Origin of the sequence: Sphingobacterium sp. B16(2022), from assembly GCF_012030425.1 — a bacterium.
GTDB lineage: Bacteria > Bacteroidota > Bacteroidia > Sphingobacteriales > Sphingobacteriaceae > Sphingobacterium > Sphingobacterium anhuiense.
The window spans coordinates 398,648-424,682 of the sequence record NZ_JAAUVN010000002.1; the positions used below are offsets into that span (position 1 = coordinate 398,648).

Sequence of the window (26,035 nt, forward strand, 5' to 3'; positions counted from 1 at the left end):
TTTTATCTAAAGAATCTATACTGTAACTTTTTTTAAGTAGACAAGTAGTTCGCTTTTTTAATAAAAAAGAAATGTATTTTTAAATCATTATAAATCAACCGTAAAAATTATTTATTTAACAATTATTATGAAGAGGTATCTTTTAGGATTACTATTGGCAGTAGCCACTTTACCTACTATGGCTCAAAAAGGTTATGTGCCAACTAAAGAAAATTTAGAAAACCGTAAAATTTTTCAAGATAATAAATTCGGTGTATTTATTCATTGGGGGATTTATAGCATGCTGGCTGATGGGGAGTGGGCAATGCTGCAAAAGAATATTCCCTTTGATGAATACAGTAAATTGGCTTGAGGTTTTGATCCGTCTAAGTTTGATGCAGAGCAATGGGTTGCTGATTTAAAAGCTGGTGGTGCCAAATACATTTGTATCACCTCTCGTCATCATGATGGTTTTTCTATGTTTGATACCAAATACTCGGATTACAATATTGTAAAAGGATCACCTTTCAAACGAGATGTCTTAAAAGAATTGGCGGATGCCTGTCACAAGCATGGAATGAAATTGCATTTTTATTATTCACTACTGGACTGGGGAAGAACGGACTATAATGTAGATGGTAAACTGGCTTCAAAGTCTTATGGTTCCGATTATAAAACTTATCATCAATTCATGCTGAATCAATTGAAGGAGCTGCTGACAAATTATGGTGATGTCGGAGCGATTTGGTTTGATGGAGCTTGGGATAAAGGCAAGACTTTTGATTGGAAATTTGATGAAATTTATGCGTTGATCCATTCGATACAACCGGGATGTCTTGTGATTAATAATCACCATTGGGCGGCATTAGAGGGAGAAGATGCGCAAGCTTTTGAACGCGATCTTCCTGGGCAAAACGCGGCTGGCTATTCGCATGGAGTAGAAATCTCGCAACTGCCCCTAGAGACCTGTGAAACGATGAATACATCATGGGGGTATAAAATCACCGATAATAATTATAAATCGGATAAAACTTTGATCCAATATTTAATAAAAGCTGCAGGTAATAATGCAAACCTTTTGATGAATGTAGGACCTCGACCTGATGGAACTTTGCCTGATGTGGCAGTGTTGCGCTTTGGAGCTATGGGACAGTGGTTAAAACTGTATGGTGAAACTATATATGGCACCCGAGGCGGAAGTATTGGACAGCACAAATGGGGAGTGACAACACAAAAAGGCAATAAATTATATGTACATATATTGGATCTGCAAGATAAAGCTCTTTTTATTCCTTTGACCGATAAAAAGGTAAAATCAGCCAAAGTATTTATCAATAAAAAAACAGTAGAATTCGTGCAACGAAAAGAAGGCGTATTAGTATTGCTTGATACAGTGCCCGATGATGTAGATTATGTATTAGAACTCGATTTTTAGCAATCTGTAATTGAAGCAGAGTATATATAAATGCCCATTACGGTTTCTAAAAATAGCAAAACGTAATGGGCGCTCTTATATGTCCATAATGGTTTGGGACCAAATCGCGTTTCATTAACATCTCTGAGGATGAATGCATGTTGTACACTTTTTAAATCCGATAGCTGATTCTATGATTTTTTTTAGACTTGAAACAATAGCATATAGACGTACCGTGATTAAAAGAGGCTAAAATAGCATTACAATAAGTTAAAATACTGCTAATAAAGGACGTCCGATTTGTTGAGATTTATATTTTGACAGGAAGGTGAATAAAAGCGATTAATAATATAACCAATACTATTCGAGTAGTGATCAGTAAATTTTGACCGGTTTGTTCGTTTCTTAAACTTTAAATTATGACAACGTTGGAAGAAATGTAGTATGACTGTGGATAGTAAAGAATGGTGGGGGAAAAGAAAATCATATTTCTTTCATTAGCTTTATTTATAAAATTGAATTAAGGTAAGTCAATACCAAATAATTCGATACAGGCAACCTATATGTAAAGGCTTGCAGGTAAGTGTTCAAAATACAAAAATAAGGTTATATTATTCGGTGGGATTTGATGTCAATATTCCACGAAAGATTCGCATTGGTTTGTAATTAAATAAATAAGATTGACATGTTATTATTAGGAATAGATCTAGGTACATCTTCGATCAAAGTTTCTGTTATTGATGCAGCTACAAATAATAAAATTATTTCCTGCCAATTTCCTGAAACAGAAGCAGAAATTATATCCCTACAGGGTGGTTGGGCAGAGCAGGACCCTAATCTGTGGTGGACAAATACACAATTGGCCATTAAAAAAGCAAATGCATCTGGATTATATGACCCGTTGGATATTAAGGCTATCGGTATCGCTTATCAGATGCATGGGTTAGTAGTGGTAGATAAAGAGCAACGCGCCCTACGTAATGCCATTATCTGGTGCGACAGTCGTGCTGTAAATATTGGTCAAAATGCATTTTCTGCATTAGAAGGAAAGGGATTTTTGAATAGTCATCTCAATTCACCAGGTAATTTTACAGCTTCAAAATTAGCATGGGTGAAAGAACATGAACCAAATGTTTATGAAAAAATAGACAAGTTTATGCTACCTGGAGATTATCTGAGCATGCGCTTAACTGGTGAAATCAATACAAATGTAAGTTCGATATCAGAAGGGATTCTATGGGATTTTGAACAACAGCAAATTTCAGATACGTTACTAACTTTTTACGGTATTGATCGCGAATTGGTGCCTAAAGTACAACCCGTATTTTCAGATTATGGATCGCTTCGTTCGGATGTAGCAACTGAGTTGGGATTATCATCGCAAGCGGTTGTTTGTTATAAGTCCGGTGATCAACCCAACAATGCATTATCCTTGAATGTTTTTGAGCCGGGAGAAGTTGCTGCCACTGCAGGTACCTCTGGTGTTATCTATGCCGTTACGGATCAAAGGGTACATGATCCCCAATCTCGAGTAAATACTTTTGCACATGTTAATTATGCACCTGGTATGGAACGTTTGGGAGTGCTTTTGTGTATCAATGGAACGGGAATACAAAATAGCTGGATCAGTCAGGTAACAGGTAACGGAAATGATTATGAAAGTATGAATGCGAAAGCTTCACGTATACCAATTGGATCTGAAGGGGTAAATATTCTGCCTTTTGGAAATGGTGCCGAGCGGATGTTGAATAACAAAACGATCGGGGCACATATCCAAAACTTAGATTTCCTCAGACATGGCACAGTTCATCTTTGGAGGGCATCACAAGAGGGAATTGCATTTTCCTTTCGCTATGGATTGGATCTCTTAAGGGAAAACGGAATCACACCGCAGGTAATTAAAGCCGGTCATGCCAATATGTTTTTGAGTCCTGTTTTTCAAGAAGCATTCGCAGGGGTAACAAACACACCCGTAGAGCTATATGATAATGATGGTAGTGTTGGAGCTGCTTTAGGGGCCGGTTTGGGTATAGGCATATTTGCGGATCGACAAGAAGCTTTTAAGGGGCTTCGAAAATACAAAACAATCGAACCAGAACATACTTCGCAATATGAGGAAGTATACGGTAAATGGAAACAATTATTAGAAGACAAACTATAAATTAAGATAAGATGAAAATTTTGACAGGAAATCATGTGTTCTTTAAGCATGTAGAACAAGTTCAATTTGAAGGTGTAAATTCTGACAATCCTTTGGCTTTCCGTTGGTATGATCCAACACGAGTTGTCGCAGGAAGAACCATGGCAGAGCATTTTAAATTTGCCTGTGCCTATTGGCATTCTTTTAATGGTAATGGGGCAGATCCATTTGGTGGTCAAACGCATTTTTTTCCATGGGATAAGAAAGCAACAATCATGGAGCGTGCAAAAGATAAAATGGATGCTGCTTTTGAATTTATGACGAAAATGCAGTTGCCATATTACTGTTTTCATGATGTTGATTTAGTGGATTATACCGATGATATTCATGAAAATGAACGCCATCTTGATGAGATTGTTGCTTATGCAAAAGAGAAACAGCAACAGAGTGGTGTGAAATTGCTATGGGGAACAGCAAATTTATTCAGTCACCATCGCTACATGAATGGAGCATCTACCAATCCTGATTTTCATGTTTTGTCCCATGCAGGTGCTCAGGTTAAAGCGGCAATTGATGCAACGATTGCATTAGGCGGTGAGAATTATGTATTCTGGGGTGGCCGTGAAGGGTATATGTCCTTGCTTAATACAAATATGAAAAGAGAGAAAGAGCATTTAGCGAAATTTCTACATATGTCAAAAGATTATGCACGTAAAAATGGATTTAAAGGTACGTTTTTCATTGAGCCAAAGCCATGTGAACCAACAAAACACCAATATGACTACGATGCCGCAACAGTGATTGGATTTCTTCGTGAATTTGATCTAATGGATGACTTTAAACTTAATCTTGAAGTTAATCATGCCACATTAGCGGGGCATACATTCCAACATGAACTACAGGTTGCTGCTGATGCTGGTTTATTGGGATCAATTGATGCAAACCGTGGTGATTATCAAAATGGATGGGATACGGATCAATTTCCAACCGACTTAACCGAATTGACAGAATCACTGATGATTATTCTTGAAGCAGGAGGATTACAAGGTGGAGGTGTCAATTTTGATGCTAAAGTGAGACGTAATTCTACAGATCCTTTGGATTTATTCTATGCACATATTGGTGGTATGGACAATTTTGCACGCGCATTGGTTACTGCAGATAATTTACTTCAAAATTCCCCTTATAGAGAATTGAGAAAAGAGCGTTATAGCAGTTTTGATACAGGTGCTGGAGCAGATTTTGAGCAAGGTAAACTGTCTCTTGAAGATCTTCGTGCTCATGCTATCAATGAGGGAGAACCTAAGTTGATCAGTGGTCAACAGGAGTTTATGGAGAATTTGATCAACCGTTATATTTAAGATATTATTCATTTTATTATAAACCTACTTCTAATTGTATGAATAATATCTTGGCGACCAAAGATTATTTGGTTTTTTTCATCTACTTTATCATCGTATCGGGGTACGGTATTTGGGTCTATCGGCAAAAGAAGACCAAACTCAATGGTACCGATTCTAAAGATTATTTTTTAGCAGAAGGCTCACTAACTTGGTGGGCCATCGGCGCTTCTTTGATTGCATCTAACATCTCTGCCGAACAGTTTATCGGTATGAGCGGTTCGGGCTTTAAGATGGGTCTTGCTATTGCTACTTATGAATGGATGGCAGCTGTGACATTGATTATTGTTGCGGTGTTTTTTATTCCGGTATATCTTAAAAATAAGATATTTACGATGCCTCAATTTCTGCATCAACGCTACAACGGCACCGTTGCTATGATTATGGCTGTATTTTGGTTGATGTTGTACGTAGTAGTCAATCTAACCTCAATTTTGTATTTGGGAGCACTCGCAGTTAGTAGCATTTCGGGTTTCGATTTAGAGGTGTGTATGTATGCTATCGCTTGCTTTGCTGTTATTATTACATTGGGAGGAATGCGGGTTATTGGGTTTACAGATGTTATTCAGGTTTTCTTCTTGATTCTAGGAGGTCTGGCAACCACGTATTTGGCGCTGAAATTAGTGGCAGAAAATTACGGTGGAGAAGGGGTGCTAGAAGGATATCAGATTATGGCTACTAAGGCCACGGATCATTTTCACATGATCCTACATCAGGATAATGAAAATTATTTGGATTTACCAGGGCTTACGGTCTTGATTGGTGGTATGTGGATTGTAAACCTCAATTATTGGGGCTGTAATCAATATATCACGCAACGAGCTTTAGGAGCAGATCTTAAAACGGCTAGAAACGGAATTCTGTTTGCGGCTTTCCTCAAGCTTTTGATGCCTATCATTGTCGTATTACCGGGAATTGCAGCTTATGTGTTATGGAAGGATGGCTTATTCCAACCTGAAATGCTTCAGAATGGTGAGGTTAATCCAGATCGGGCATATCCAGTTTTATTAAACTTACTTCCTTCGGGTTTAAAAGGTCTATCATTTGCCGCTTTGACTGCCGCAGTAGTTGCTTCATTAGCTGGTAAATCGAATAGTATTGCAACTATCTTTTCATTGGACATTTACCAGAAGGTATTCAATAAAAAAGCAAGCGAAAAGCAATTGGTCAATGTCGGTAAAATAACCATTATATTTTCGATGGTACTTGCGGTGATCATAGCACCTCATTTAGGGATAGATAGTAAAGGTGGTTTTCAATATATTCAAGAATATACCGGATTTGTTTCACCAGGTATTTTTGCGATGTTCATTTTGGGATTCTTCTGGAAGAAAACAACTTCAAATGCAGCTTTATTTGCAACAATAGGCGGGTTTATTTTATCTGTTCTGTTTAAATTTTTACCGCATATTGCAGATCTGTCGTTTTTAAGTTCGACTGGTTTTTCTGTTTTAAATAAAGCGTCAGGACTGTACGAAATTCCATTTTTAGACCGTATGGGTTTTGTTTTTGTCATCTGTATTATTGGTATGTTGATCATTAGTTTAATCGATCAACGAAATGGCGTTGTATCAAAAGGATTGGAAATAGACAGAACAATGTTTAAACCGCATACCGGATTTATAATTGGTGCATTGTTGATCATTCTGTTAACGACTGCGCTATATATGATTTACTGGTAATTTAAAATGAAATTATTTTTTACAATGTTATCGTTGATCTGCTTAGTCAGATCAACGTATTCGCAAGACAAAGTGTTGTTTGAAGTGGGAGAAAAGGATAGTAAGTCTTCTGAGTTTTCATTGTCTCCAAACCAATATGATAGTTTTCTAGCTAGTTTTTCAGGAGAGCCCACATATTATGTGGGCTATTCTTTTTCAAATAAACAATGGCCTTATGTGTTACCAGGACCACTGGACAATTGGGCAGGTGGTGGTTATTGGGCGGGATTTCATCCGCGTCATTTTCCGTCGCTTTATTTTGAGCTAGTGCAATTGGCAATTGAAGGTGAATGTGAATTTACAATTGATTTTGTAGGTGCGAAAACGGGAACCAACAAGATTCGTATCGAAGTGAATGGGCATCGTTTTGAAGAAGATATTCAAGGAGTGGATAGTAATACGCTTTTGGAAGGGAAAGCGCAAGAAGCAAACCCAGCTCATATCCAGATTCGATTTCCAGTTTCTTGGTTGAACAAGGGAATGAATAAGATTCAATTAGGGACAATAGCTGGTAGCTGGTCTATTTTTGATGCGATGCAATTGAAAACTCCTGTAGCAGTTACATTAAAGGAAGCATCTTCTACATTAATTCGATCGGCCGAGACAGCGCCATTTGAATATTTACGAGATCAGGGCATGCGTGTACAGCCCGTTCTTGTAGATATGTCTCAATTTGATGTAGCTAGAAAGTTGAGTTTTGAAGTGGATGGTAAATTAGTGGAAACACGTATCATTGAAGTCGGTGCTTCTATTCAAGAGATATATTTACCTGCATTACTAAAAAAAAATGGAGTTAAAAATTCCATCTTAACCATAAAAGATGGCCAAAACATTGTCTTTACTGGTTCCATAAAATGTTCGTTTCAAGAGCTGCATAAACGGACAGATTATGTTGATTTGTTAATGGGAATGGGTAATTCTAGGTGGATGTTTAAGCCATCACCTGCACTTCCATTAAGCATGGTACAGATCGCACCCGATAATCAGGATGAAACTTGGAAAGCCGGCTATGAATATACGATTGAGAATATCATGGGTTTTAGCCACTTTTGTGATTGGACCATGACTGGACTCTTAATGCAACCTACTTGTGGCGAACTCCAAGTTACTCCTGGAAGGGAAGCTTTTCCTGATGAGGGGTACCGGTCTCGTATCGATAAAAAAACGGAGGAAGCAAAAGTGGGACATTATTCGGTATTCATGACCGATACGAAGATAAAGGCTGAATTGACTGCCACACGTAGAGCAGCATTGCAGAAGTATACTTTTCCTAAGCGCAATGATGCACGCATCATGATCGATATGTTTACACCAAGTGAGTATCCGCATAATTTGACGGATGCTAAAATAACCAAGGTAAATGATCGTGAAATTGAAGGCTATGCAACCTATTATAACGCCTTTACAGGTTATTCTCTTCAACAGGAGTATACCGTCCATTTTGTTTTGCAATTTAGTAAACCTTTTGATGCTATGGGAGGATGGGTTAATGAAGGTGTTGAGGCAGTGAAAGGTTATATACCGGAATGGAACCGGAATCATGAGTTTAAAAGTACAAATGACATCCGCATGGATATCAATGAAATTCATGGAAAAGGAGATCTTGGTGTTTTTGTGAATTATAAGACCACCGAGGGAGAAGAAATACTCGTACGATCCGGAGTTTCACTTGTGGATATCGCTGGGGCAAGAAATAACCTTAAAACTGAACTTTCAACTCCATTTGGATGGGATTTTAATCAGGTTGTTGCTAATTCGAGAACAATCTGGGAAGATTATCTAGGACGTATAGAGGTTGAAACAGATGATTACCTTCAAAAAAAGAAGTTCTACACAAATTATTATAGAGCTTTATCGGCTAAAGCAATCTGGAGTGATGTGGATGGTCGTTATCGTGATGAAGATGAGGAGATCAGACAATTAAAGGATAAGAAGGATGCTATTGTAGCGGGTGAATATTGGAATACTTTCTGGAATAATCAGCAACTGTTTAATCTCATTGCACCGGAGATTTCTTCTACTTGGGCACGTTCAGCTATACAACTTTATCAGAATACGGGTTGGTTTAATACTGATCCCGCGGGTATTGAACATACTGGTGTCATGGTCGCGATGCATGTAGCCTCTCAGATTCAAGGGGCATGGCAAAGTGGTATTCGAGACTTTGATCTCAGCACAGCATATGACGGATTAAAAAAAATGTTGACGGTTTCTCCTCAACGTTATCCAGGCGGTGGTACAGTTGGGGTGGAACATCTAGACGTTTACAAAAAGTATGGCTATGTTCCTGCTGGAAAAGGTTATGTATCCAATACGTTAGAATATGCCTACGACGATTGGTGTCTCGCCCAAATGGCTAAAGAGCTAGGGAAAAAAGATGATTATAATTATTTCCTGAAAAGATCTGAAAACTGGAAACATATTTTTGATCCTAAAACCGGTTTTATGCGACCGAAGGATGAAAAAGGAAATTGGATAGAACCATTTGATCCTTATCATACGCCTGGATTTGTAGAAGGAAATTCTTTTAATTACAGCTGGTTTGTGCCACATGATCCCAAAGGGTTAGTAGAAGGTGTTGGACAATCACGTTTTGTAAACAGACTGGATGAGGCAATGGATAAATCCGCAAAAGCAAATTTTAATGCCGCCGGTGATAATTTTAGTGCTTATCCGTTGAACCATGGTAATCAGACATCAATGGAAGTGGCATATTTATTTAATTGGGCTGGTGCTCCTTGGCTGACCCAAAAGTGGTCGCGGGCCATACAAGAACAGTATTATGGAACCACACCTTACAATGCATATCCGGGTGATGAAGATCTTGGACAGATGAGCAGTTGGTTTGTAATGAGTGCCTTGGGTTTGTTTCAATTAGATGGTGGTGCATCAACGACACCTACTTATGAGTTGGCTTCGCCACGTTATCCTAAAGTAACACTAAATATGGGAGGACGCTATGGCCGTGGTCAAAAATTTGTGATTGAAGCAAGAAATGCATCAAAAGAAAATAAGTATATCCAAAATGTAACACTTAATGGAAAGAAAGTCGAAGGATTTTTAATTCCTCAAAGTGCTGTTTTAAATGGAGGTAAATTAATTATAGAAATGGGAAGTACTCCGGTTAAATAGCGGAGAGTACTATTCCGAATTAAAGCAAAAAAGTCATCGGGATGTCTACTTCCGATGGCTTTTTTGCTTTAATCAGTACGGATCAGTAATTGCAATTTTCTATTTTTTTTACTAGGGAGAATTCGTTTTGAATCGACTTAGTTATTGCACATCATGTTTTTAAGTAGAATTAAATCAATCTTTAAATAAAATCGATCAAAATCAAGTTGATGATTAGAAACTAAAAGTAGAGATGAGTGAACCAGGTTGTACGAGCTATAAACACAAAAATATAATGAAATACTAAACTATGAGGAACAAGTTGAAAATATTATGGACACTATGTTTCATCTTCATGTTGAACAATCTGAGTCAGGGTGTAGAACTGAAAACGAAACAAACTCAAATTACACTTGATGGCAAGGGATATTACAGTTCGATTAAAGTTGCAGGAAAGGAATTGTTAGGCAAAGGTAGTTATCCGATTTTGTCAGCAGTCAAGGCACAACAGATTATTCTACCTAAAGAATTAAAGATTAAAGGAGATCAGTATTTGCTTTCGATGGAAGATGGTCAACAAATTGAACTTAAGGTAAAACAGCTGGCGCAAGCCATTACTTACGAAATCATTAAGATCAGTGATGTATACAATATGGTTGTTTTTGGTCCGGTAAAGATCAATTCACATGAGGTTGTTGGAGAAATTGTAGGTATTGCACAGGATGTTGATGTCGCATTTGGAATGCAATCATTAAATGCGAAAACCAATGGTGGAATACCACAGGAATCAGCAAGTTTATATAGTTCTAAATTTACATACACAGGTGCTAATACGGAACTTTCAGTAGCCAGCGTTCCTTTCTATAATCTGGTCGCGGTTGATGCAAAAGATGGAACGGTTTTTCAATTGTCAGCCCGTAATAGACAAAAAATTGAATACCGGAAAGTGCAACAGTTGGAAAAATCGCTAACACTTCCAGTTTCTGGTCCTGATGGATCGATAATCGGTGCAAAGATCGCTCTCTTTGGAGATCATAGGGATGCAATTTTAAATCGCATAGGGCATGTAGAATTGGAACAAGGATTACCACATCCCATGCTTGATGGTGAATGGGATAAAATATCCCGATCAGCGATGGATTCTTACCTGATTTCAAATTTTTCAGAAGAGGATTTCGACTTTGTTTTGGATAAGGTAAAGATGGCCGGTTTTAGGAATGTGTACCATACGGATCCTTTTGAGACATGGGGCCATTTTAAATGGAAATCGTCTTTTGTTAAGGATGGAGATCAGGGTGTAAAGGTTCTAGTAGACAAAGCGAAGGCTAAAGGTATTCGTATTGGGGTGCATACGTTAACTAATTTTTTAACCACTAATGATGCTTATGTCACTCCGATTCCAAGTAAGCACTTGCTTAAACAAGGTGAGTTGAAGTTATTGCACAATTTGAATGCAGATCAGCAAGAAATAGAAATTCAAGTGTCCGGTTTATTTGAAATGCCACTTTCCCTTAATGCTATGCAGATAGATGATGAGCTGATTACATTTGGTAAAGTTGAGAAAATGAACAATCGGATGCGGTTGACAGATTGTAAAAGAGGGGCTTTCGGAACAAAGGCTACTGCACATGATCAGGTACAACCGTTGTATAAATTATGGGATTATCCTTACAAGACATTATTCCCTGATTTGGTGCTACAGGATGAATTTGCACAACGACTAGCGACCATATTCAATACAACAGGCCTCAAGCAGATTTCATTTGATGGCCTTGAGGGCAGTATGTATACGGGTCATGACTACTATGCTACAGCACGTTTTATCACAGAATATTATAAAAACTTGAAAGATAAGACCGATTTGATTAATGATGCAAGTCGATTGGATCATTTTTTATGGCATACGCATACCCGTATGAATTGGGGAGAGCCGTGGGGTGAAGAAATGCGTAAGGGACAGGTCGAAAATAGAATCAAGAATCAGGAATATTTTAGACGCAATCTATTTCCACGTATGCTAGGTTGGTTTTTGGTTCGTTTGGCAGATCGTAAGTTTGAAACAACAACTTTAGAAGATCTGGAATGGGCTTTATCAGAGTCAGCTGGTTTTGATTCCGGATATGCAATGAGTATTAATATGCAGACACTCCGAAAACATGGTCAGATTGATCAGTTATTAGAAGCAATGAAAAATTGGGATGTGTTGCGAAAAGCGAAAGCTTTTAATGACGATCAAATGAAGCGTTTGCGGGATCCAGAAACGGAATGGCATCTTAAAAAAGTAACTGAAGATCAGTTTTTGCTCTATCCACTTTATATTTCAGATCGCTATCGTTGTGATTTATCGGAAATGCAACCCGGACAACCTGGCGGAGCTGATTGGTCCTGGCATGCCCCCAACGAAGGAACTTATGCGCTACGTTTAAAAGTAGAAGGTGGAGGAACAATTTCAAATCCTTCATTTACAACTTCCAAAGGTGTGATTAAAATAGAAGGAGCGATCGAAACCGATCAATACTTGTTATTGGATCATGACGGGAATGCTTTGTTGACGGATAAAAATTTTAATACGATAAAGAAGCTTCCTGTTCAGGGGAAAGCCATTTTGCCTCAAGGTAATTCAAGTATTGCATTTGCCTGTGATGTACAAGATGATACTCCCACAGAAGTACTAGTACGTTACAGTGTAAGAGGAGAAGCGGAAAAGATAACGAAAAGAAAATAAGGTAATCTTGAGCGCATCATCATCATATAGGATGCGCTCAATGAATGATAAAAATTAATGACTGCAATAATATTTGATATTACGTGTTTATCAACAGCAGGTAAAGTTATGGGCAGATGCCAAAAAGATATTATGATTAAATTTTTGAAGTACAGCATTAGGAGTATGATTTGCTTCCTACTGTTTTTGTCATGTTTTTCAACTGCTAATGCGCAGCAGGTATGGTCTCCCGATAACGGAAATGGAACATTTACCAATCCATTGATGTGGGGTGATTGGCCTGACCCAGACATCATCCGTGTCGGAGATGACTTTTACTTGATCTCGACAAGCATGCATTATGTTCCTGGAAGCCCAATAGCAAAATCTAAAGATTTGGTGAACTGGGAGATCGTTGGATATCCTGTAGAGCGTTATGATGAAGATCCACGTTTTGATATGAAAGGTGGTACTTTGTATCTCAATGGATCGTGGGCCAATACCATCAAGCACCATAATGGAAAGTTTTATGTTGGATTTTGTACACCTAAGAACTGGGGATGGGATAAAGGAAATTTTTCTATCTGTATTGCTAATAAACCAGAAGGACCATGGGAAAGAACTATTTTTCCAGAATTCTTATACGATCCAGGACTGTTTTTTGATGATGATGGTAAAGTTTATGTAGCGCATGGTCAAGGAACTTTGTACCTAACGGAATTAAATGCCGATGCTAAATCTGTAAAAGGTAAAGACGTTAAAATTTGGGACAAGCGTTTTAAAAACGCTAATGAATTTGGAGGTGGATTTGGTATGGAAGGTGCTCATATGTATAAGATTAATGGAAAATATTATATTACTTGTCCAGCTGGAGGTACGGAAGGATGGCAGATTTGTCTACGGTCGGACAATATTTACGGACCTTATGAGCATAAATTAATTATCAATGATAGCAGTTCTTATCCACCAAATGGTTTACACCAAGGTGGAATGGTGCAGTTAAAAAATGGAGATTGGTGGTTTATTATTATGCAAGATCGTGGGGCGATTGGTCGAGTACCTGTTCTTTTGCCTGTTGAGTGGAAAGACGGTTGGCCGATGTTAGGAAGCGGAAATAAAGACGTGATTACTTATAAAAAACCTAATGTTGGTAAAGTGTATCCTATTAAAAGTCCTGCAACAACAGATGAGTTTACAAAGCAAAAATTAGGTTTGCAATGGCAATGGAATCATAATCCTGACAATGAAAAATGGTCCTTAACAGAGCGCAAAGGATATATGCGCTTAAAAGCATCTTATGCCGATTCATTAAAAGTTGCACGTAATACACTGACACAACGCGTTCAAGGCCCCAATTCAGAAGGAACAGTTGAGATTGATTTAATGAGCCTGAAAGATGGTAATGTCGCTGGATTCGGAGTGTTTCAGTTTCCTTATGCTTTTGTAGCAGTAGAACAGACGGATGGTCAAAGACGTATTATTATGAATAACAATGATAAGATTATCGAGCAGATCGATAATTTTAAGGGTGATAAAATTTGGATCAGAGCACGTGTTACTGATCGAGATTTTATTGCTAAGTTTTACTACAGTATAGATGGAGAAAACTTTTATGTTATCGGAAATGATCTCAAGATGCAATTAGAATTATATTGGACAGCCAATCGTTTTGCTTTGTTTAATTATAGTAAAACTAAGACTGGCGTTGATGGGTATGCCGATTTCAATTGGTTTAGATTTACAAATAAATAAATTAACACACAAAAAAGAAATCCCGCCGATCTATGATTAGCGGGATTTTTTTTATACAGACTTACCAGTTTCAGTAAGCGGTTTATTTTTTATATCATCCAACGGAATAAGCTTGCGCCCCAAGAGAAACCAGCCCCAAAAGCTGTTAACATAACAAGATCTCCAGTCTTCATCTGTTTTACATTTTCCCAGATACATAATGGAATTGTCGCTGCGATTGTATTCCCAAGATACTCAATATTACTTAAGGTACGGCCTTCAGGAATATTTAATGAGCGACCTACAGCATCGATAATACGTTGGTTTGCTTGATGTGGCACTACCCAGTTGATATCCTCAACGGTTAAGTTGTTGCGCTGCATGACCTGCGTGCAGGCATCACTCATTGATTGTACCGCTTGCTTAAATACGGTTTTACCGTCTTGACGTAAGTATCTTTTTTGTGTATCATTATCCGATAAGCTTATTGGATATTGGGTTCCACCTGCTTCAATATTTAGGAAAGCGCGACCATCTCCGTTACTTCTCAAGTAGGCGTCCATAACACCTCCTTCTGTAGAAGGTTGTAGTAATACAACTCCAGCACCATCTCCGAATAGGATGTTGGTTGAACGGTCATGGATATCGACATAAGTACTGATATTATCAGCCCCTACGATAAGTACATTTTTGTATCGTCCTGTCTCAACAAGTGAAGCACCCATATCCAGCGCATATAGAAAACCAGAACAAGCAGCGTTTATATCAAAAGCCCAAACATTTGTAAGACCTAGTTTTTCAGCGATGATGTTCGCAGTCGCAGGCATGGGCATATCAGGAGTTGAAGTTGCTACTAAAATTGCATCTACTTCAGCTAAATCTTTACCATACTTTGCTACGAGATCCTGAATTGCACGAACGGCCATGTCAGAAGTCGCCAATTCTTCTTCTAAGATGCGACGTTCTTTGATACCAGTTCTTTTGATGATCCACTCATCATTCGTATCACATAATTTTTCTAAGTCAGAATTTGTTCGTTTATTTTGAGGGATATAACCTCCGATTGCGGTAATTGCAGCGTAAAGTTTATTCGGGAGAGTTGTATTCATATATTATGGTTATCATATTCAAGTATGATCCGCCTTTTGGTATTTAGTTTAATTTTATTATCTCTAATGAGTATGTTTATTTATTCTGCCTTTTTCTCTTTTCCAAAAAGAGTTGTAAAGGAGGTGTAAAAATAGGATAATTTCTACAACAGTATGAAAAATATTAAGATTGTGACAAAATGATTACGATGAATCACTTTTTTTGAACCGTTTTGCAAAACGGTCTAGTTATGATACCGTTTTAGTTTTATTGTTTAGAATATAATTTTGATAAAGTTGCTGTTGACAAAATATATGAAATTATTGTAATGCAATTAAAACACGTTAAAAAACAGTCCTTTATTTAAACTATTAGCACTTATTTTATTATTTAACCATAACCTGCCGGAAAAAAAACGAAAATAATAAATTTCCAGAAATATTTCATAGATCCCTGTTGAATTAACGAATGGTTTTCTTAATTTGTTGTTCGGGAGCTCATTTTTTATAGAGGCAAAGCTTACCCAATTGAATTTCTGTTATTAAAATATATATGCAATGATTCCATTTTCTATTCAAGCACCACTCGAAAATAGTAAGATCAGACTAGTTCCGCTACAGGATAATGACTTCGAAAGGCTTTTCGCTGTCGCTAATGATCCTAAAGTATGGGAGCAACACCCTAATAAAGATCGGTATAAAAGACCTGTGTTTGAAAATTTCTTTGAAGGTGCGGTAATCAGTAAAGGTGCCTACCTGATCCAGGATAAACTGTCCAATGAAATCTTAGGAAGTACACGTTTTTACAATTATAGTTCCGATGATAACAGTATTTTCATCGGTTACACTTTTTATGGTACAAAGACATGGGGCACTGGTATAAATCCTCAAGTAAAAAAAATGATGCTCGATTATATATTTGATCATGTGGATACTGTATATTTTCATGTTGGGAATAATAATGAAAGATCAAAAAAAGCAATGGAGAGATTAGGGGCACAAAAAATAGCTTTGGAAGAAGTGGCTTATCATGGTGAACCTAACCGTATCAACATTCTGTATGCTATTAGAAAAGATGACTATTACAAAGTATGATGGGATCTAATATAAGCTTTTTGCATTTTAAAATATAACATGCTGCACACGGGCAAGCGCATATGTTTAGGAGATATTAGAATCATTAATTTTTGCGAAAATTTGAGTTAACTCGGACTTTTAGTTAGATGATTTCAACTTAGTGCAAAGAAGATTGTAAAAAGAACAAGATTTCATTGCTAATCTTGTCATTTTTGCTTGTGTAAATAGATTTTTCTACACCTAACTGTTTCATATGCTATCGTTTATCTTCAAGAAAATAAGTTAAATTTGTTTATAGCTCAATTATAAATGGAAACTTACGGCAACCCAGTATTAAATCGCTTACCCCAACATCTGAAACGTTTTATTGTACCGCAACAATATGATCGTTATACGGCAATTGATCAGGCTGTGTGGCGCTATGTCATGCGTCAGAACTATGCATATCTTCGTAATATTGCATATTATCCCTATATTCCAGGGCTTCATAAAGCAGGATTAACGATTGAGGAAATCCCAAATCTGCAAACGATGAACGACAGTCTTAAACATATGGGTTGGGGAGCAGCTACAGTGGACGGTTTTATTCCTCCTGCAGCTTTTATGGAGTTTCAAGCTTATCGGGTACTCGTGGTAGCAGCAGATATACGTCAGATTGAACATATTGAATATACTCCTGCACCAGATATTATTCATGAATCATCTGGACATGCTCCGATCATTGGAGAGCCTGAGTATGCGGCATATTTGCAATATTTTGGGGAGATTGGTACAAAGGCAATGTTTTCTGAGAAAGATTTTGAACTGTACGAGGCAATTCGAAACCTTTCTATCCTTAAAGAAAGTAGTAGTGCAACCGAAGAGCAGCTGTCAAGTGCAGAAGCAAAGCTTATTGCGATACAAGAAAATATGGGTGAACCTTCCGAAATGGCATTATTGAGTAGATTGCATTGGTGGACGGTTGAGTATGGACTAATTGGAACAGTAGATGATCCCAAAATTTATGGGGCAGGGCTTTTGTCATCAATTGGAGAAAGTGCGTCCTGTATGCGTAAAGAAGTCCCAAAATTACCTTATTCATTAAAAGCATTAGCTTATTCATACGATATTACGAAGCCACAACCTCAATTGTTTGTTACGGAAGATTTTAATCAGTTGCGAGAGGTTTTAGATCAATTTGCCAATACCATGTCATTTCGGGTAGGGGGAAAAGTTGGTTTGGAAAAGGCTATTGCTTGTAAGAACCTATGTACTATTGTGTATAGCTCCGGATTGCAGGTCTCTGGGCTTTTTCAGACAGTTATTGCTGAGAGTGAAATAGAATATATCAAGACTGTTGGTCCAACGGCATTAGCTTATGCAGATAGACAGCTTTCTGGTCATGGAAAGACGTATCACGCTGATGGATTTGGGTCCCCTGTTGGGTATCTGTTAGGAGCAGTCAAAGCACTGGAAGATTTTGATGCTGCTGATCTAAAAGAATATGGCATTGAAATAGGGCAGCACACCACACTTATCTTTACTTCTGGAATTGAGGTAAGAGGAGTTGTTCAGTCTATAGAACAGCGGGATAAAAAAAATCAATTGATTACCTTTTCTCCATGTCAGGTTGTCGATAGTAGATCCTGTCAGATTCTATTTGATCCAGAATGGGGAACTTATGACATGGCTGTAGGGAAACAGATTGTATCGGTTTTTTGTGGAGCAGCAGATAAAGAAGCTTATGAGCAAGGAGCCTTTGTGTCGGAAACTAAAACAATCGTGCATCAGCAAAACGAGGTCGAAAAATCAAAAAATAAGCTTTATAAAGTTATTCGTGACCGAAGAACAGGTCAAGAACCGGATGTTTCACTTAGTGAGATTTATCAGAATATAACACATAACTATCCCGAAGATTGGCTTGCTTATATTGAAACACTGGAATTGGCTATTCATGATGGAGATCATTTGTTAGCAACTCAAATTGAAAATCGATTGCTGGAAATTATTCAAGATCATCAACATTGGAGTAAATTGATTTTGGATGGCATTAACTTAGCTAAAAACGACCAAATAGCATTGCTTTTAGGACCTAAGTAATGCATATCTACGATTAGAACGAGATTTAAAAATGTATCCAGGGATACTAATAAATCTTTCCAGGACTGCTAAGTAATAAAGAACTGCCATGAGCTATTGTTTGATATCTCATGGCAGTAGGTATTTTAAACCGTATTTTAATATTAGACTGCTAATAAAAGAATTTGCCAAGCTGAAATCAATTCACCTTGGTCTAACAGTTTTGCGGCATGCATCTGGAGCAACTTACGTCTTAGGGCAAGATCTTCGTGAGATTGTTCCCAGATTGCTATAATTTCAGGATTTACTAATAAAGTCTTCTCGTCATTCAATACAGGTAATTGCTCTACATTTGCCAATCGACCCAATTGATTTCCCGTAAGAATATCCGAATAACGGATATGTTCGGGAAGTGCGTCAACTCCTATACCTAAATTGCGGAGTGGCTTTGGGACTTCGAAGAGTGATTCTTTTGTTACGCGACTGTACCAATTCCCACCTAAACGGGCAACGAGATCAAGTGATTCCTGTGAGATTTCATTTTTATCATTTAGTAAGTTTTCATGAATATGCATCCGGACTATTTCTGCAATGACGAGATTTCCTGCTCCCGGACCATCACCGAGATTGATAATTTCATGAACTTTACATTCCAATTGAACTGGTGATTCTGCCACACGTGGAGGGTTGATCAGATCTGAAGCAATAGCTGTAAAACCTGATTTATCAAATTCATTAATTCCCTTTCCATATTCGGTGCTTGCGAGAGACTGTTGCTGCACCATGGAATAATTCACAATATTAATAACAACCTCTGGTACTTCTAGCATGTTGTCCAAGGTATGTTTAGTAGAACCGTCGCGCATTCGTCGCAACGGTGAAAAAACACAGATAGGGGGTTGCTGAGACATAAAATTAAAGTAGCTAAAAGGGCTCAGGTTGACGTTTCCTGCCGCATCAATTGTACTTGCAAAACAGATAGGACGCGGAGCTACCGCATATTTGATAAGATTATCAAATATTGCTTGTTGTTCAACTGGATCTATTACTGTTGTTTTTTCTGTAGTCATATGTTGAGTAGCTTATTTAATTTAGTGTTCTTAATTATTTGCGGCGATGATATAATTTTGTAATCGACCTAAACCGGTAACTTCCATTACGATTTGATCGCCGATCTGTAACCATTGTTCTTTATGAGATGGATCATGCAGCTTCGCAGTCCCATTAAGCTCCAGAAAACAACCAGTACCAACAGTACCTGAGCCGATGACATCTCCTGGAAATACTTCAACACCATAGGATACACGTGCTATGATTTCAGCAAACGTCCAGTTCATATCGCGCAGGTTTCCTATGGATACTAATTTTCCATTAACTGAGCAGGTCATTTCAAGATCATAACAGACGCCAATATGGCCCATGCGCGGATCAACACGATATTTTTCCAATTCATCTGCTGTAACAAGACAGGGGCCTATCACCGTCGCAAAATCTTTTCCTTTAGCAGGCCCCAAGTTAAGTTTCATTTCTTCCATCTGTAATGTTCGGGCACTGATATCATTCATGATCATGAAGCCGCCAATATAAGAGTCCGCTTCTGATGCAGGTATATTTTTACCCTGTTTATCAATAACAATAGCAACTTCCAATTCAAAATCAAGTTTGTCTAAATGTTTGGGCATGCAGGAAACAGCGCCTGGACCGTAGATAGCACGGTGGTTTGAAAAATAGAAGACAGGAAATAGATCAAATTCAGGAATCATCTCTAAACCGCGGTTTCTACGGGAGGTTGCTACATGCTGACGAAATGCATAAGCATCGCGTAAAGAACCTGGACGGGGTATGGGAGCTTCTAAAATTGTGTTAGCAAGTGTATGGTGTGTTTCTTCATTTTTTGAACTAAAGAGCTTTTGATAGGCATCCTTCATGGCGGCTTTGATACTTAAAGCTGCATGGAGATATTTATCCATAGAATCTGGAAATTTAGAATCAACCTTACTACAAGGATATATAGATATACCAATTAAAAATGCCAGGTGTTCACTATCTTCCAGAATACAGGTAACAAGTTTCATAATGTCATGAATATAGTATTGAAATCGGTTTTCTCTTTTATTTATATGTACGTTTTCAACGTTAAAAAAGAATTTTTGTACACCGTGCTTGATGTAATTTGGTTAAATATAGGAAGTTCGGGGTTAACTTTCTTTGTTTTTTATGAATTATTAAAAATTAAAATATTATATTTGATATAAACAAAAATCCAATTATGAACACCAGCAGACTCACATATGTAAGAGTCATTTTCGGAATGAGTGCTTTCTTGAAGGCCTTGATCGCTGCTGTGGTGTTTGCGCAGTATTAAATTTTTCCTCTTTTCTTATTTATCTGTGCTTGTGTCATTCGTTTGATCCATGCTTCACTATATATATCATTTCACTTTTTAAAACTTATTTACTTATGCCAATTTATCATCAATTGGGGAAAGTTCCTTCTAAAAGGCATACCGTATTTCGGAAACCTAATGGTGCTTTGTATTCCGAAGAGCTGGTTTCTACACACGGATTCTCAAGCACATATTCGTTGGTTTATCACTGTCATCCGCCAACATTAGTTAAACAGATTGGAGAACCCTATGATGTGTCTCCTAAAATAGCACGGCGAAAGCATTTGAAACACACGAGTCTAAAAGGATTTGCTATAAAGTCGAAAGACGATTATCTGGAAAGTCGGGTACCGGTTCTGGTCAATGATGATTTGCATATATCCTTAGCAGCTCCTAGACAATCTATGACGGATTATTTTTATAAAAATAGTCAAGCAGATGAAATTATTTTTATTCATCATGGATCAGGTGTCGTTAAAACAGGTTATGGTCAGATTCCATTTTCATATGGTGACTATATTGTTATTCCTCGCGGTGTGATTTATCAGATTCATTTTGATCAATCTGAGAATCGATTATTTATTGTCGAATCCTTTTCGCCGATCCGAACGCCAAAGCGCTATCGAAATGAATTTGGTCAATTGATGGAACATGCGCCATTTTATGAACGCGATATTAGAAAACCGTCACAATTAGAGACTAATGATTCATTAGGTGACTTTGAAGTGAAAATTAAAAAACAGGGATTAATATATCCGTATATATATGGTAGTCATCCTTTTGATTTCATTGGCTGGGATGGTTATCACTATCCTTGGGCGTTTTCAATCCATGATTTTATGCCTATTACGGGGAAATTGCATCAACCGCCACCGGTACATCAGACCTTTGAAACCGACAGTTTTGTTGTCTGTAGTTTCTGTCCACGTCTATATGATTATCATCCGGAATCGATTCCAGCTCCTTATAGCCACAGCAATGTGGACTCCGACGAGGTTCTATATTATGTAGATGGCGATTTTATGAGCCGTAAAAGTGTAGAGCGTGGTCAAATTACGCTACATCCTGGAGGAATTCCTCACGGTCCGCATCCTGGAACTGTGGAGAAAAGTATCGGTCAGAAACAGACCGATGAATTAGCGGTTATGATCGACCCTTTTAGACCATTAATGCTGACAGAAGAAGCTTTGGAAATTGAAGATCAAGAATATTTTAAATCCTGGTTGAGTTAATCATAAATTATAAAAGAAATCTAAAATGAAACAGACTTTTGCTGAAAAAATAGCTTTGGCGCAAGATTTTTTGCCCATTAACGGTACTGATTATATTGAATTTTATGTGGGCAATGCGAAGCAGGCCGCACATTTTTACAAGACGGCTTTTGGATTTCAGTCCGAAGCATATGCTGGTCCAGAAACGGGGGTACGGGACCGTGCATCCTATGTTTTAAGACAAGGTAAGATTCGTCTGGTGTTGACTACCGCATTACGATCAGACCACCTCATTTCAGAACATGTTAAAAAGCATGGTGATGGTGTTAAGATTCTTGCCCTCTGGGTAGATGATGCTACAAAAGCTTTTGAAGAAACAACTAAGCGAGGTGCTCAAGTGTATCAGGAGCCACAGGTATTATCTGATGAATATGGAGAGGCAGTTACCTCGGGTATATATACGTACGGTGAAACGGTTCATCTGTTTGTAGAACGTAAAAATTATAACGGTGTATTTTTACCAGGTTATCAAGTATGGGAAAGTGATTATCAGCCAGAAGAAGTAGGCTTGCTATATATTGACCATTGTGTTGGAAATGTCGGTTGGAACAAGATGAATGAAACGGTCGAGTGGTATCAGCAGGTTATGGGCTTCGTTAATGTACTTTCTTTTGATGATAAGCAGATCAATACCGAATATTCTGCATTGATGAGCAAAGTGATGAGTAATGGCAATGGATATGTGAAATTTCCGATTAATGAGCCTGCAGAGGGGCAAAAAAAATCGCAGATTGAAGAGTATCTGGAGTTTTATGAAGGTGAAGGTGTACAGCATGCCGCATTAGCGACGAAGGATATTGTCAAAACAGTAAAAGAGCTGAAAGCGCGAGGTGTTGAATTCTTAGGAGCGCCACCAGAAGCGTATTATGATATGTTACCCGATCGTGTCGGTCAAATTGATGAAGAAATAAAAATTATTCAAGACCTCGGAATACTTGTTGATCGTGATGATGAAGGTTATCTCTTACAGATTTTTACTAAGCCAGTAGAAGATCGACCAACTTTGTTTTTTGAAATCATACAACGTAAAGGTGCTCAGAGTTTTGGTGCTGGAAATTTTAAAGCTTTGTTTGAAGCAATAGAACGTGAACAGGCAAAGCGAGGAAATTTATAATCATAGATTAGCGAGAATATGGAAAACATGAAAGATCTGCTGCAGGCGTTTGAGCGTAAAAGACCTGAGATTGTATTTGAATGGAAAGATACGGAAACAGAGGCTGAAGGCTGGGTCGTTATCAATTCTTTGCGTGGAGGTGCCGCAGGAGGAGGGACACGCATGAGAAAGGGGTTAGATAAAAATGAAGTTGAATCATTGGCTAAAACCATGGAGGTTAAATTTACAGTTTCTGGACCTCCAATCGGTGGGGCTAAATCTGGAATTAACTTTGATCCTTCCGATCCACGAAAAAAAGGAGTACTTGATAGATGGTTTAAGGTGGTCACTCCGTTACTTAAAAATTACTATGGTACAGGCGGTGATCTGAATGTCGATGAAATTCATGATGTTATTCCTTTGACAGAACAGTATGGCCTTTGGCACCCGCAAGAGGGGGTATTGAATGGACATTTTAATGTGCGTGAAAATGAACGAATTCATCAGATAGGGCAGTTGCGGTACGGTGTTTCTAAAGTTTTGGAAGACCCGCAGTACAGTCCGGATATGAAGCGCAAATACAAAATTGCTGACATGATTACTGGTTACGGTGTGGCAGAAGCGGTTAAACACTTTTACAGATGTTACGATACCGATTGTATTGGTAAAAGTGCAATTATACAGGGATGGGGGAATGTAGCCGCGGCGGCTGCATTTTATTTAAGCAAATTAGGGGTTAAGATTGTAGGCATTATTGACCGTGCAGGAGGTTTAATAAATCCGTTGGGCTTTACAGAAGACGAGATCACTGCACTATTTTTAAATCGTAAAGGAAATGAACTAGCAAGCCCAGATTTGTTATCTTTTGAAGAAGTCAATAGCCAGATCTGGCGTATGGGTGCATCTATTTTTATTCCGGCAGCTGCTTCTCGTTTGGTTTCAAAAGAACAGGTAAGCGAATTAGTCACACACGGATTGGAGTTGATTGCTTCTGGAGCGAATGTTCCCTTTTCAGATCGGGAAATATTTTATGGGCCGGTCATGGAATATGCCGATTCTCAAGTCTCTGTCATTCCAGATTTTATAGCAAATTGTGGTATGGCTCGGGTGTTTGCCTATCTGATGCAACCCAATGTAGAAATTTCTGATGATGCGTTATTTTCGGATGTATCTCGTGTTATCGAGCAAGCTATAGATCGGATTAGAGCAATATCAGAATCCAAAATACATCTGTCTTCAAAAGCATATGAAATTGCACTTAAACAATTGGTGTAATCGAGATGTCAACATATAATGGAAAAAGCATTTGCCGTTCAGCAAATGCTTTTTTCTGTAATTGATTTTTGATATCGTTTATTGCCTACCGTCTTTTTGTATATTTTCATTCGAATTATTTATACTAAACTCATTCTCTTTTAGTTCTTCTTCTTTAAGTTCATCCAATATTTTTTTCAACTGCAGGAGATAAGGACTATAAAAATATCTTGTCCATGTAAGGACTATTAATATCGTAATGATACTTACAGTTAAAGTTAATATGGTAAAAGAAATTACGGATTGATCCGGGTCGGTAAATTCTGTAAACTGCAATCGCATACTGTATCTATACATACCTAGGGTAACTAATGCTATTGGGAGCAGGAGAAAACTAAAGGCATGATAGCGCTCAATATTAATTTTAAGCTCATAGTATATTTCCAGTAAACTATCCTTTGTATCGGCTGTATAATGATTGATCTTATTATAGAATAATCGGAAAAGGTTTAAATAATATGCTGATATCGCTAATGATAGTGCGTAGAAAGCATAATATAGAACATATAGGGATGGATCTATATTCAGCAGTTTTGGGATAAAAGCCACAAATAGGATACAGAAAGATTGCAGATAAAATTCGCTTTTCATTTTCCGCTTTAGTTTATCTAAAGGATGCTTAGCCTGCCCGAGCTGTTTTATTTTTGATGGAATACGCACATCATTTGTGCTTTCGGAATTCCATGCCGTTTTTAATTCATCAAGATTCATAATTTGTTTTTTTTATGATTTGTTGTAGTTTTTCTTTCGTTCTATTCAATTTTACACGTACATTTCCTTCAGTTAAACCGAGCTGTATACCTGTCTCTCGATGCGATAGTCCTTCCATAAAGTAAAAGATCAAAGCTTTTTCCACCGCATTTAGTTCCTGCACCGCCTGGTAAAAAATCTCTAGCTGTCTATCTTTTTCAGGATTGTAATCTTCATTTTCAGGCTCTTTTATATTGTCGTAAGTATACACATCACTTCTTCGTTTTTCTTTTTTAAAATAGGAAATGGCTGTGTTAATAGCCACCCGGTACATCCAGGACGAGAAGGCACTCTCTCCTTTAAAGTTCTGATAGGATCTCCACAATTGTATGATGATTTCCTGTTGCAAATCTTCCCGATCTTCCGAACTGTCCATGTACAATCGAGCGACCTTATGCAAAATGCCTTTGTGAACCTCTATTAGGTTTAAAAATGTTTTTTCGATTAAAGAGTCTGCCTGCATATTATGCTTTTGCAAATGTTTTAATTAGTAATGCCTTATTTCTTTTTATAAACCTATTGCTTAGGGATATGTTCCTTTCTGTTTGTTAGGTAGTAAGTACAGGGTCTGGTTGTTTCGTTACACTTTTTTTTGCTAAATTAAATTAAGGCTTGTGGGCTGTTGTTAAAATGTGAATGATCATCACTGATCAGGCTATCGGATAACTGTTCTAAAAATAGGATTTTATCCGGATGAATTTACAAGTGCACATAGCCTAACTGAATTACGATTGCCATAAATTTCCTACGTCATGTTTTTGTCCTGTTTTACGCATGGATTAATGCTATTGTTAATCC

16 protein-coding genes and 1 pseudogene are annotated in these 26,035 nt (G+C 37.8%); 12 read left to right on the plus strand and 5 right to left on the minus strand.

Annotation, left to right across the window (positions count from 1 at the left end; translation table 11 throughout):
* The first annotated feature begins 127 nt into the window (after positions 1-127).
* The 7 genes and pseudogenes from HCX49_RS12070 (at position 128) to HCX49_RS12100 (ending at position 14,221) form a co-directional block, all read left to right on the plus strand.
* Positions 128-1,414: pseudogene (locus HCX49_RS12070) on the plus strand (alpha-L-fucosidase).
* 664 nt (positions 1,415-2,078) lie between these two features.
* Positions 2,079-3,554, plus strand: coding sequence for a xylulokinase (locus tag HCX49_RS12075; RefSeq protein WP_168127188.1), 1,476 nt, complete (start codon positions 2,079-2,081; stop codon positions 3,552-3,554).
* A gap of 11 nt (positions 3,555-3,565) precedes the next feature.
* Positions 3,566-4,894, plus strand: coding sequence for a xylose isomerase (xylA, locus tag HCX49_RS12080; protein WP_132845102.1), 1,329 nt, complete (start codon positions 3,566-3,568; stop codon positions 4,892-4,894).
* Between the two features lie 38 nt (positions 4,895-4,932).
* Positions 4,933-6,615 carry a sodium/sugar symporter gene (locus HCX49_RS12085; protein WP_132845100.1) on the plus strand — a complete coding sequence of 561 codons (1,683 nt, stop codon included), beginning with the start codon at positions 4,933-4,935 and terminating at the stop codon, positions 6,613-6,615.
* A gap of 6 nt (positions 6,616-6,621) precedes the next feature.
* Complete coding sequence (locus HCX49_RS12090) at positions 6,622-9,786, plus strand: GH92 family glycosyl hydrolase (RefSeq protein WP_206368431.1); 3,165 nt, start codon at positions 6,622-6,624, stop codon at positions 9,784-9,786.
* 289 nt (positions 9,787-10,075) lie between these two features.
* The gene (locus HCX49_RS12095) at positions 10,076-12,490 is read left to right on the plus strand and encodes a hypothetical protein (protein WP_168127189.1); all 2,415 of its coding nucleotides are present in this window, start codon (positions 10,076-10,078) and stop codon (positions 12,488-12,490) included.
* Between the two features lie 165 nt (positions 12,491-12,655).
* Positions 12,656-14,221 (plus strand): glycoside hydrolase 43 family protein, encoded by a 1,566-nt coding sequence (locus HCX49_RS12100; RefSeq protein ID WP_168127190.1) that lies wholly within the window; start codon positions 12,656-12,658, stop codon positions 14,219-14,221.
* An 89-nt stretch (positions 14,222-14,310) separates the two neighbouring features.
* Here the strand turns inward: HCX49_RS12100 and HCX49_RS12105 are convergent, their stop codons facing one another.
* Positions 14,311-15,309 carry a beta-ketoacyl-ACP synthase III gene (locus HCX49_RS12105; protein ID WP_132770764.1) on the minus strand — a complete coding sequence of 333 codons (999 nt, stop codon included), beginning with the start codon at positions 15,307-15,309 and terminating at the stop codon, positions 14,311-14,313.
* A 537-nt stretch (positions 15,310-15,846) separates the two neighbouring features.
* On the opposite strand from HCX49_RS12105, the gene HCX49_RS12110 reads away from it, so the two are divergent.
* Entirely contained in the window at positions 15,847-16,383 is a 537-nt protein-coding gene (locus tag HCX49_RS12110) for a GNAT family N-acetyltransferase (protein ID WP_206368433.1), read from the plus strand.
* A 291-nt stretch (positions 16,384-16,674) separates the two neighbouring features.
* Positions 16,675-18,444, plus strand: a complete 1,770-nt coding sequence (locus HCX49_RS12115; RefSeq protein WP_168127191.1) for an aromatic amino acid hydroxylase — start codon at positions 16,675-16,677, stop codon at positions 18,442-18,444.
* Between the two features lie 143 nt (positions 18,445-18,587).
* On the opposite strand, the gene HCX49_RS12120 is transcribed toward HCX49_RS12115, so the two are convergent.
* Together HCX49_RS12120 and HCX49_RS12125 are read right to left on the minus strand one after the other, a co-directional pair.
* Entirely contained in the window at positions 18,588-19,493 is a 906-nt protein-coding gene (locus tag HCX49_RS12120) for a flavin reductase family protein (protein ID WP_168127192.1), read from the minus strand.
* A 30-nt stretch (positions 19,494-19,523) separates the two neighbouring features.
* Positions 19,524-20,498, minus strand: a complete 975-nt coding sequence (locus HCX49_RS12125) for a fumarylacetoacetate hydrolase family protein (protein WP_168127193.1) — start codon at positions 20,496-20,498, stop codon at positions 19,524-19,526.
* Positions 20,499-20,883: 385 nt separating this feature from the next.
* On the opposite strand from HCX49_RS12125, the gene HCX49_RS12130 reads away from it, so the two are divergent.
* The 3 genes from HCX49_RS12130 to HCX49_RS12140 are packed head-to-tail and all read left to right on the plus strand — an operon-like array spanning position 20,884 to position 24,448.
* Positions 20,884-22,041, plus strand: a complete 1,158-nt coding sequence (locus HCX49_RS12130; RefSeq protein WP_168127194.1) for a homogentisate 1,2-dioxygenase — start codon at positions 20,884-20,886, stop codon at positions 22,039-22,041.
* A gap of 25 nt (positions 22,042-22,066) precedes the next feature.
* Complete coding sequence (gene hppD, locus HCX49_RS12135; RefSeq protein ID WP_132845091.1) at positions 22,067-23,194, plus strand: 4-hydroxyphenylpyruvate dioxygenase; 1,128 nt, start codon at positions 22,067-22,069, stop codon at positions 23,192-23,194.
* A gap of 18 nt (positions 23,195-23,212) precedes the next feature.
* A complete protein-coding gene (locus tag HCX49_RS12140) occupies positions 23,213-24,448 on the plus strand; it encodes a Glu/Leu/Phe/Val dehydrogenase dimerization domain-containing protein (RefSeq protein ID WP_237682785.1) in 1,236 nt (411 codons plus the stop codon).
* A 78-nt stretch (positions 24,449-24,526) separates the two neighbouring features.
* Here HCX49_RS12140 and HCX49_RS12145 read toward each other — a convergent pair whose 3' ends face one another.
* Both HCX49_RS12145 and HCX49_RS12150 read right to left on the minus strand, forming a co-directional pair.
* The gene (locus tag HCX49_RS12145) at positions 24,527-25,198 is read right to left on the minus strand and encodes a hypothetical protein (RefSeq protein ID WP_132845089.1); all 672 of its coding nucleotides are present in this window, start codon (positions 25,196-25,198) and stop codon (positions 24,527-24,529) included.
* Positions 25,188-25,715: an RNA polymerase sigma factor gene (locus HCX49_RS12150; RefSeq protein WP_237682786.1), complete on the minus strand. Its 528-nt coding sequence runs from the start codon at positions 25,713-25,715 to the stop codon at positions 25,188-25,190. Before HCX49_RS12150 ends, HCX49_RS12145 begins: the two co-directional genes overlap by 11 nt.
* Positions 25,716-26,035 lie beyond the last annotated feature (320 nt).

Bases quoted from the DNA above. Each gene is read 5' to 3' on its own strand.
- HCX49_RS12075 (WP_168127188.1), top strand. From the start codon at position 2,079: ATGTTATTATTAGGAATAGATCTAGGTACATCTTCGATCAAAGTTTCT.
- xylA (WP_132845102.1), top strand. From the start codon at position 3,566: ATGAAAATTTTGACAGGAAATCATGTGTTCTTTAAGCATGTAGAACAA.
- HCX49_RS12085 (WP_132845100.1), top strand. From the start codon at position 4,933: ATGAATAATATCTTGGCGACCAAAGATTATTTGGTTTTTTTCATCTAC.
- HCX49_RS12090 (WP_206368431.1), top strand. From the start codon at position 6,622: ATGAAATTATTTTTTACAATGTTATCGTTGATCTGCTTAGTCAGATCA.
- HCX49_RS12095 (WP_168127189.1), top strand. From the start codon at position 10,076: ATGAGGAACAAGTTGAAAATATTATGGACACTATGTTTCATCTTCATG.
- HCX49_RS12100 (WP_168127190.1), top strand. From the start codon at position 12,656: ATGATTTGCTTCCTACTGTTTTTGTCATGTTTTTCAACTGCTAATGCG.
- HCX49_RS12105 (WP_132770764.1), bottom strand. From the start codon at position 15,309: ATGAATACAACTCTCCCGAATAAACTTTACGCTGCAATTACCGCAATC.
- HCX49_RS12110 (WP_206368433.1), top strand. From the start codon at position 15,847: ATGATTCCATTTTCTATTCAAGCACCACTCGAAAATAGTAAGATCAGA.
- HCX49_RS12115 (WP_168127191.1), top strand. From the start codon at position 16,675: ATGGAAACTTACGGCAACCCAGTATTAAATCGCTTACCCCAACATCTG.
- HCX49_RS12120 (WP_168127192.1), bottom strand. From the start codon at position 19,493: ATGACTACAGAAAAAACAACAGTAATAGATCCAGTTGAACAACAAGCA.
- HCX49_RS12125 (WP_168127193.1), bottom strand. From the start codon at position 20,498: ATGAAACTTGTTACCTGTATTCTGGAAGATAGTGAACACCTGGCATTT.
- HCX49_RS12130 (WP_168127194.1), top strand. From the start codon at position 20,884: ATGCCAATTTATCATCAATTGGGGAAAGTTCCTTCTAAAAGGCATACC.
- hppD (WP_132845091.1), top strand. From the start codon at position 22,067: ATGAAACAGACTTTTGCTGAAAAAATAGCTTTGGCGCAAGATTTTTTG.
- HCX49_RS12140 (WP_237682785.1), top strand. From the start codon at position 23,213: ATGGAAAACATGAAAGATCTGCTGCAGGCGTTTGAGCGTAAAAGACCT.
- HCX49_RS12145 (WP_132845089.1), bottom strand. From the start codon at position 25,198: ATGAATCTTGATGAATTAAAAACGGCATGGAATTCCGAAAGCACAAAT.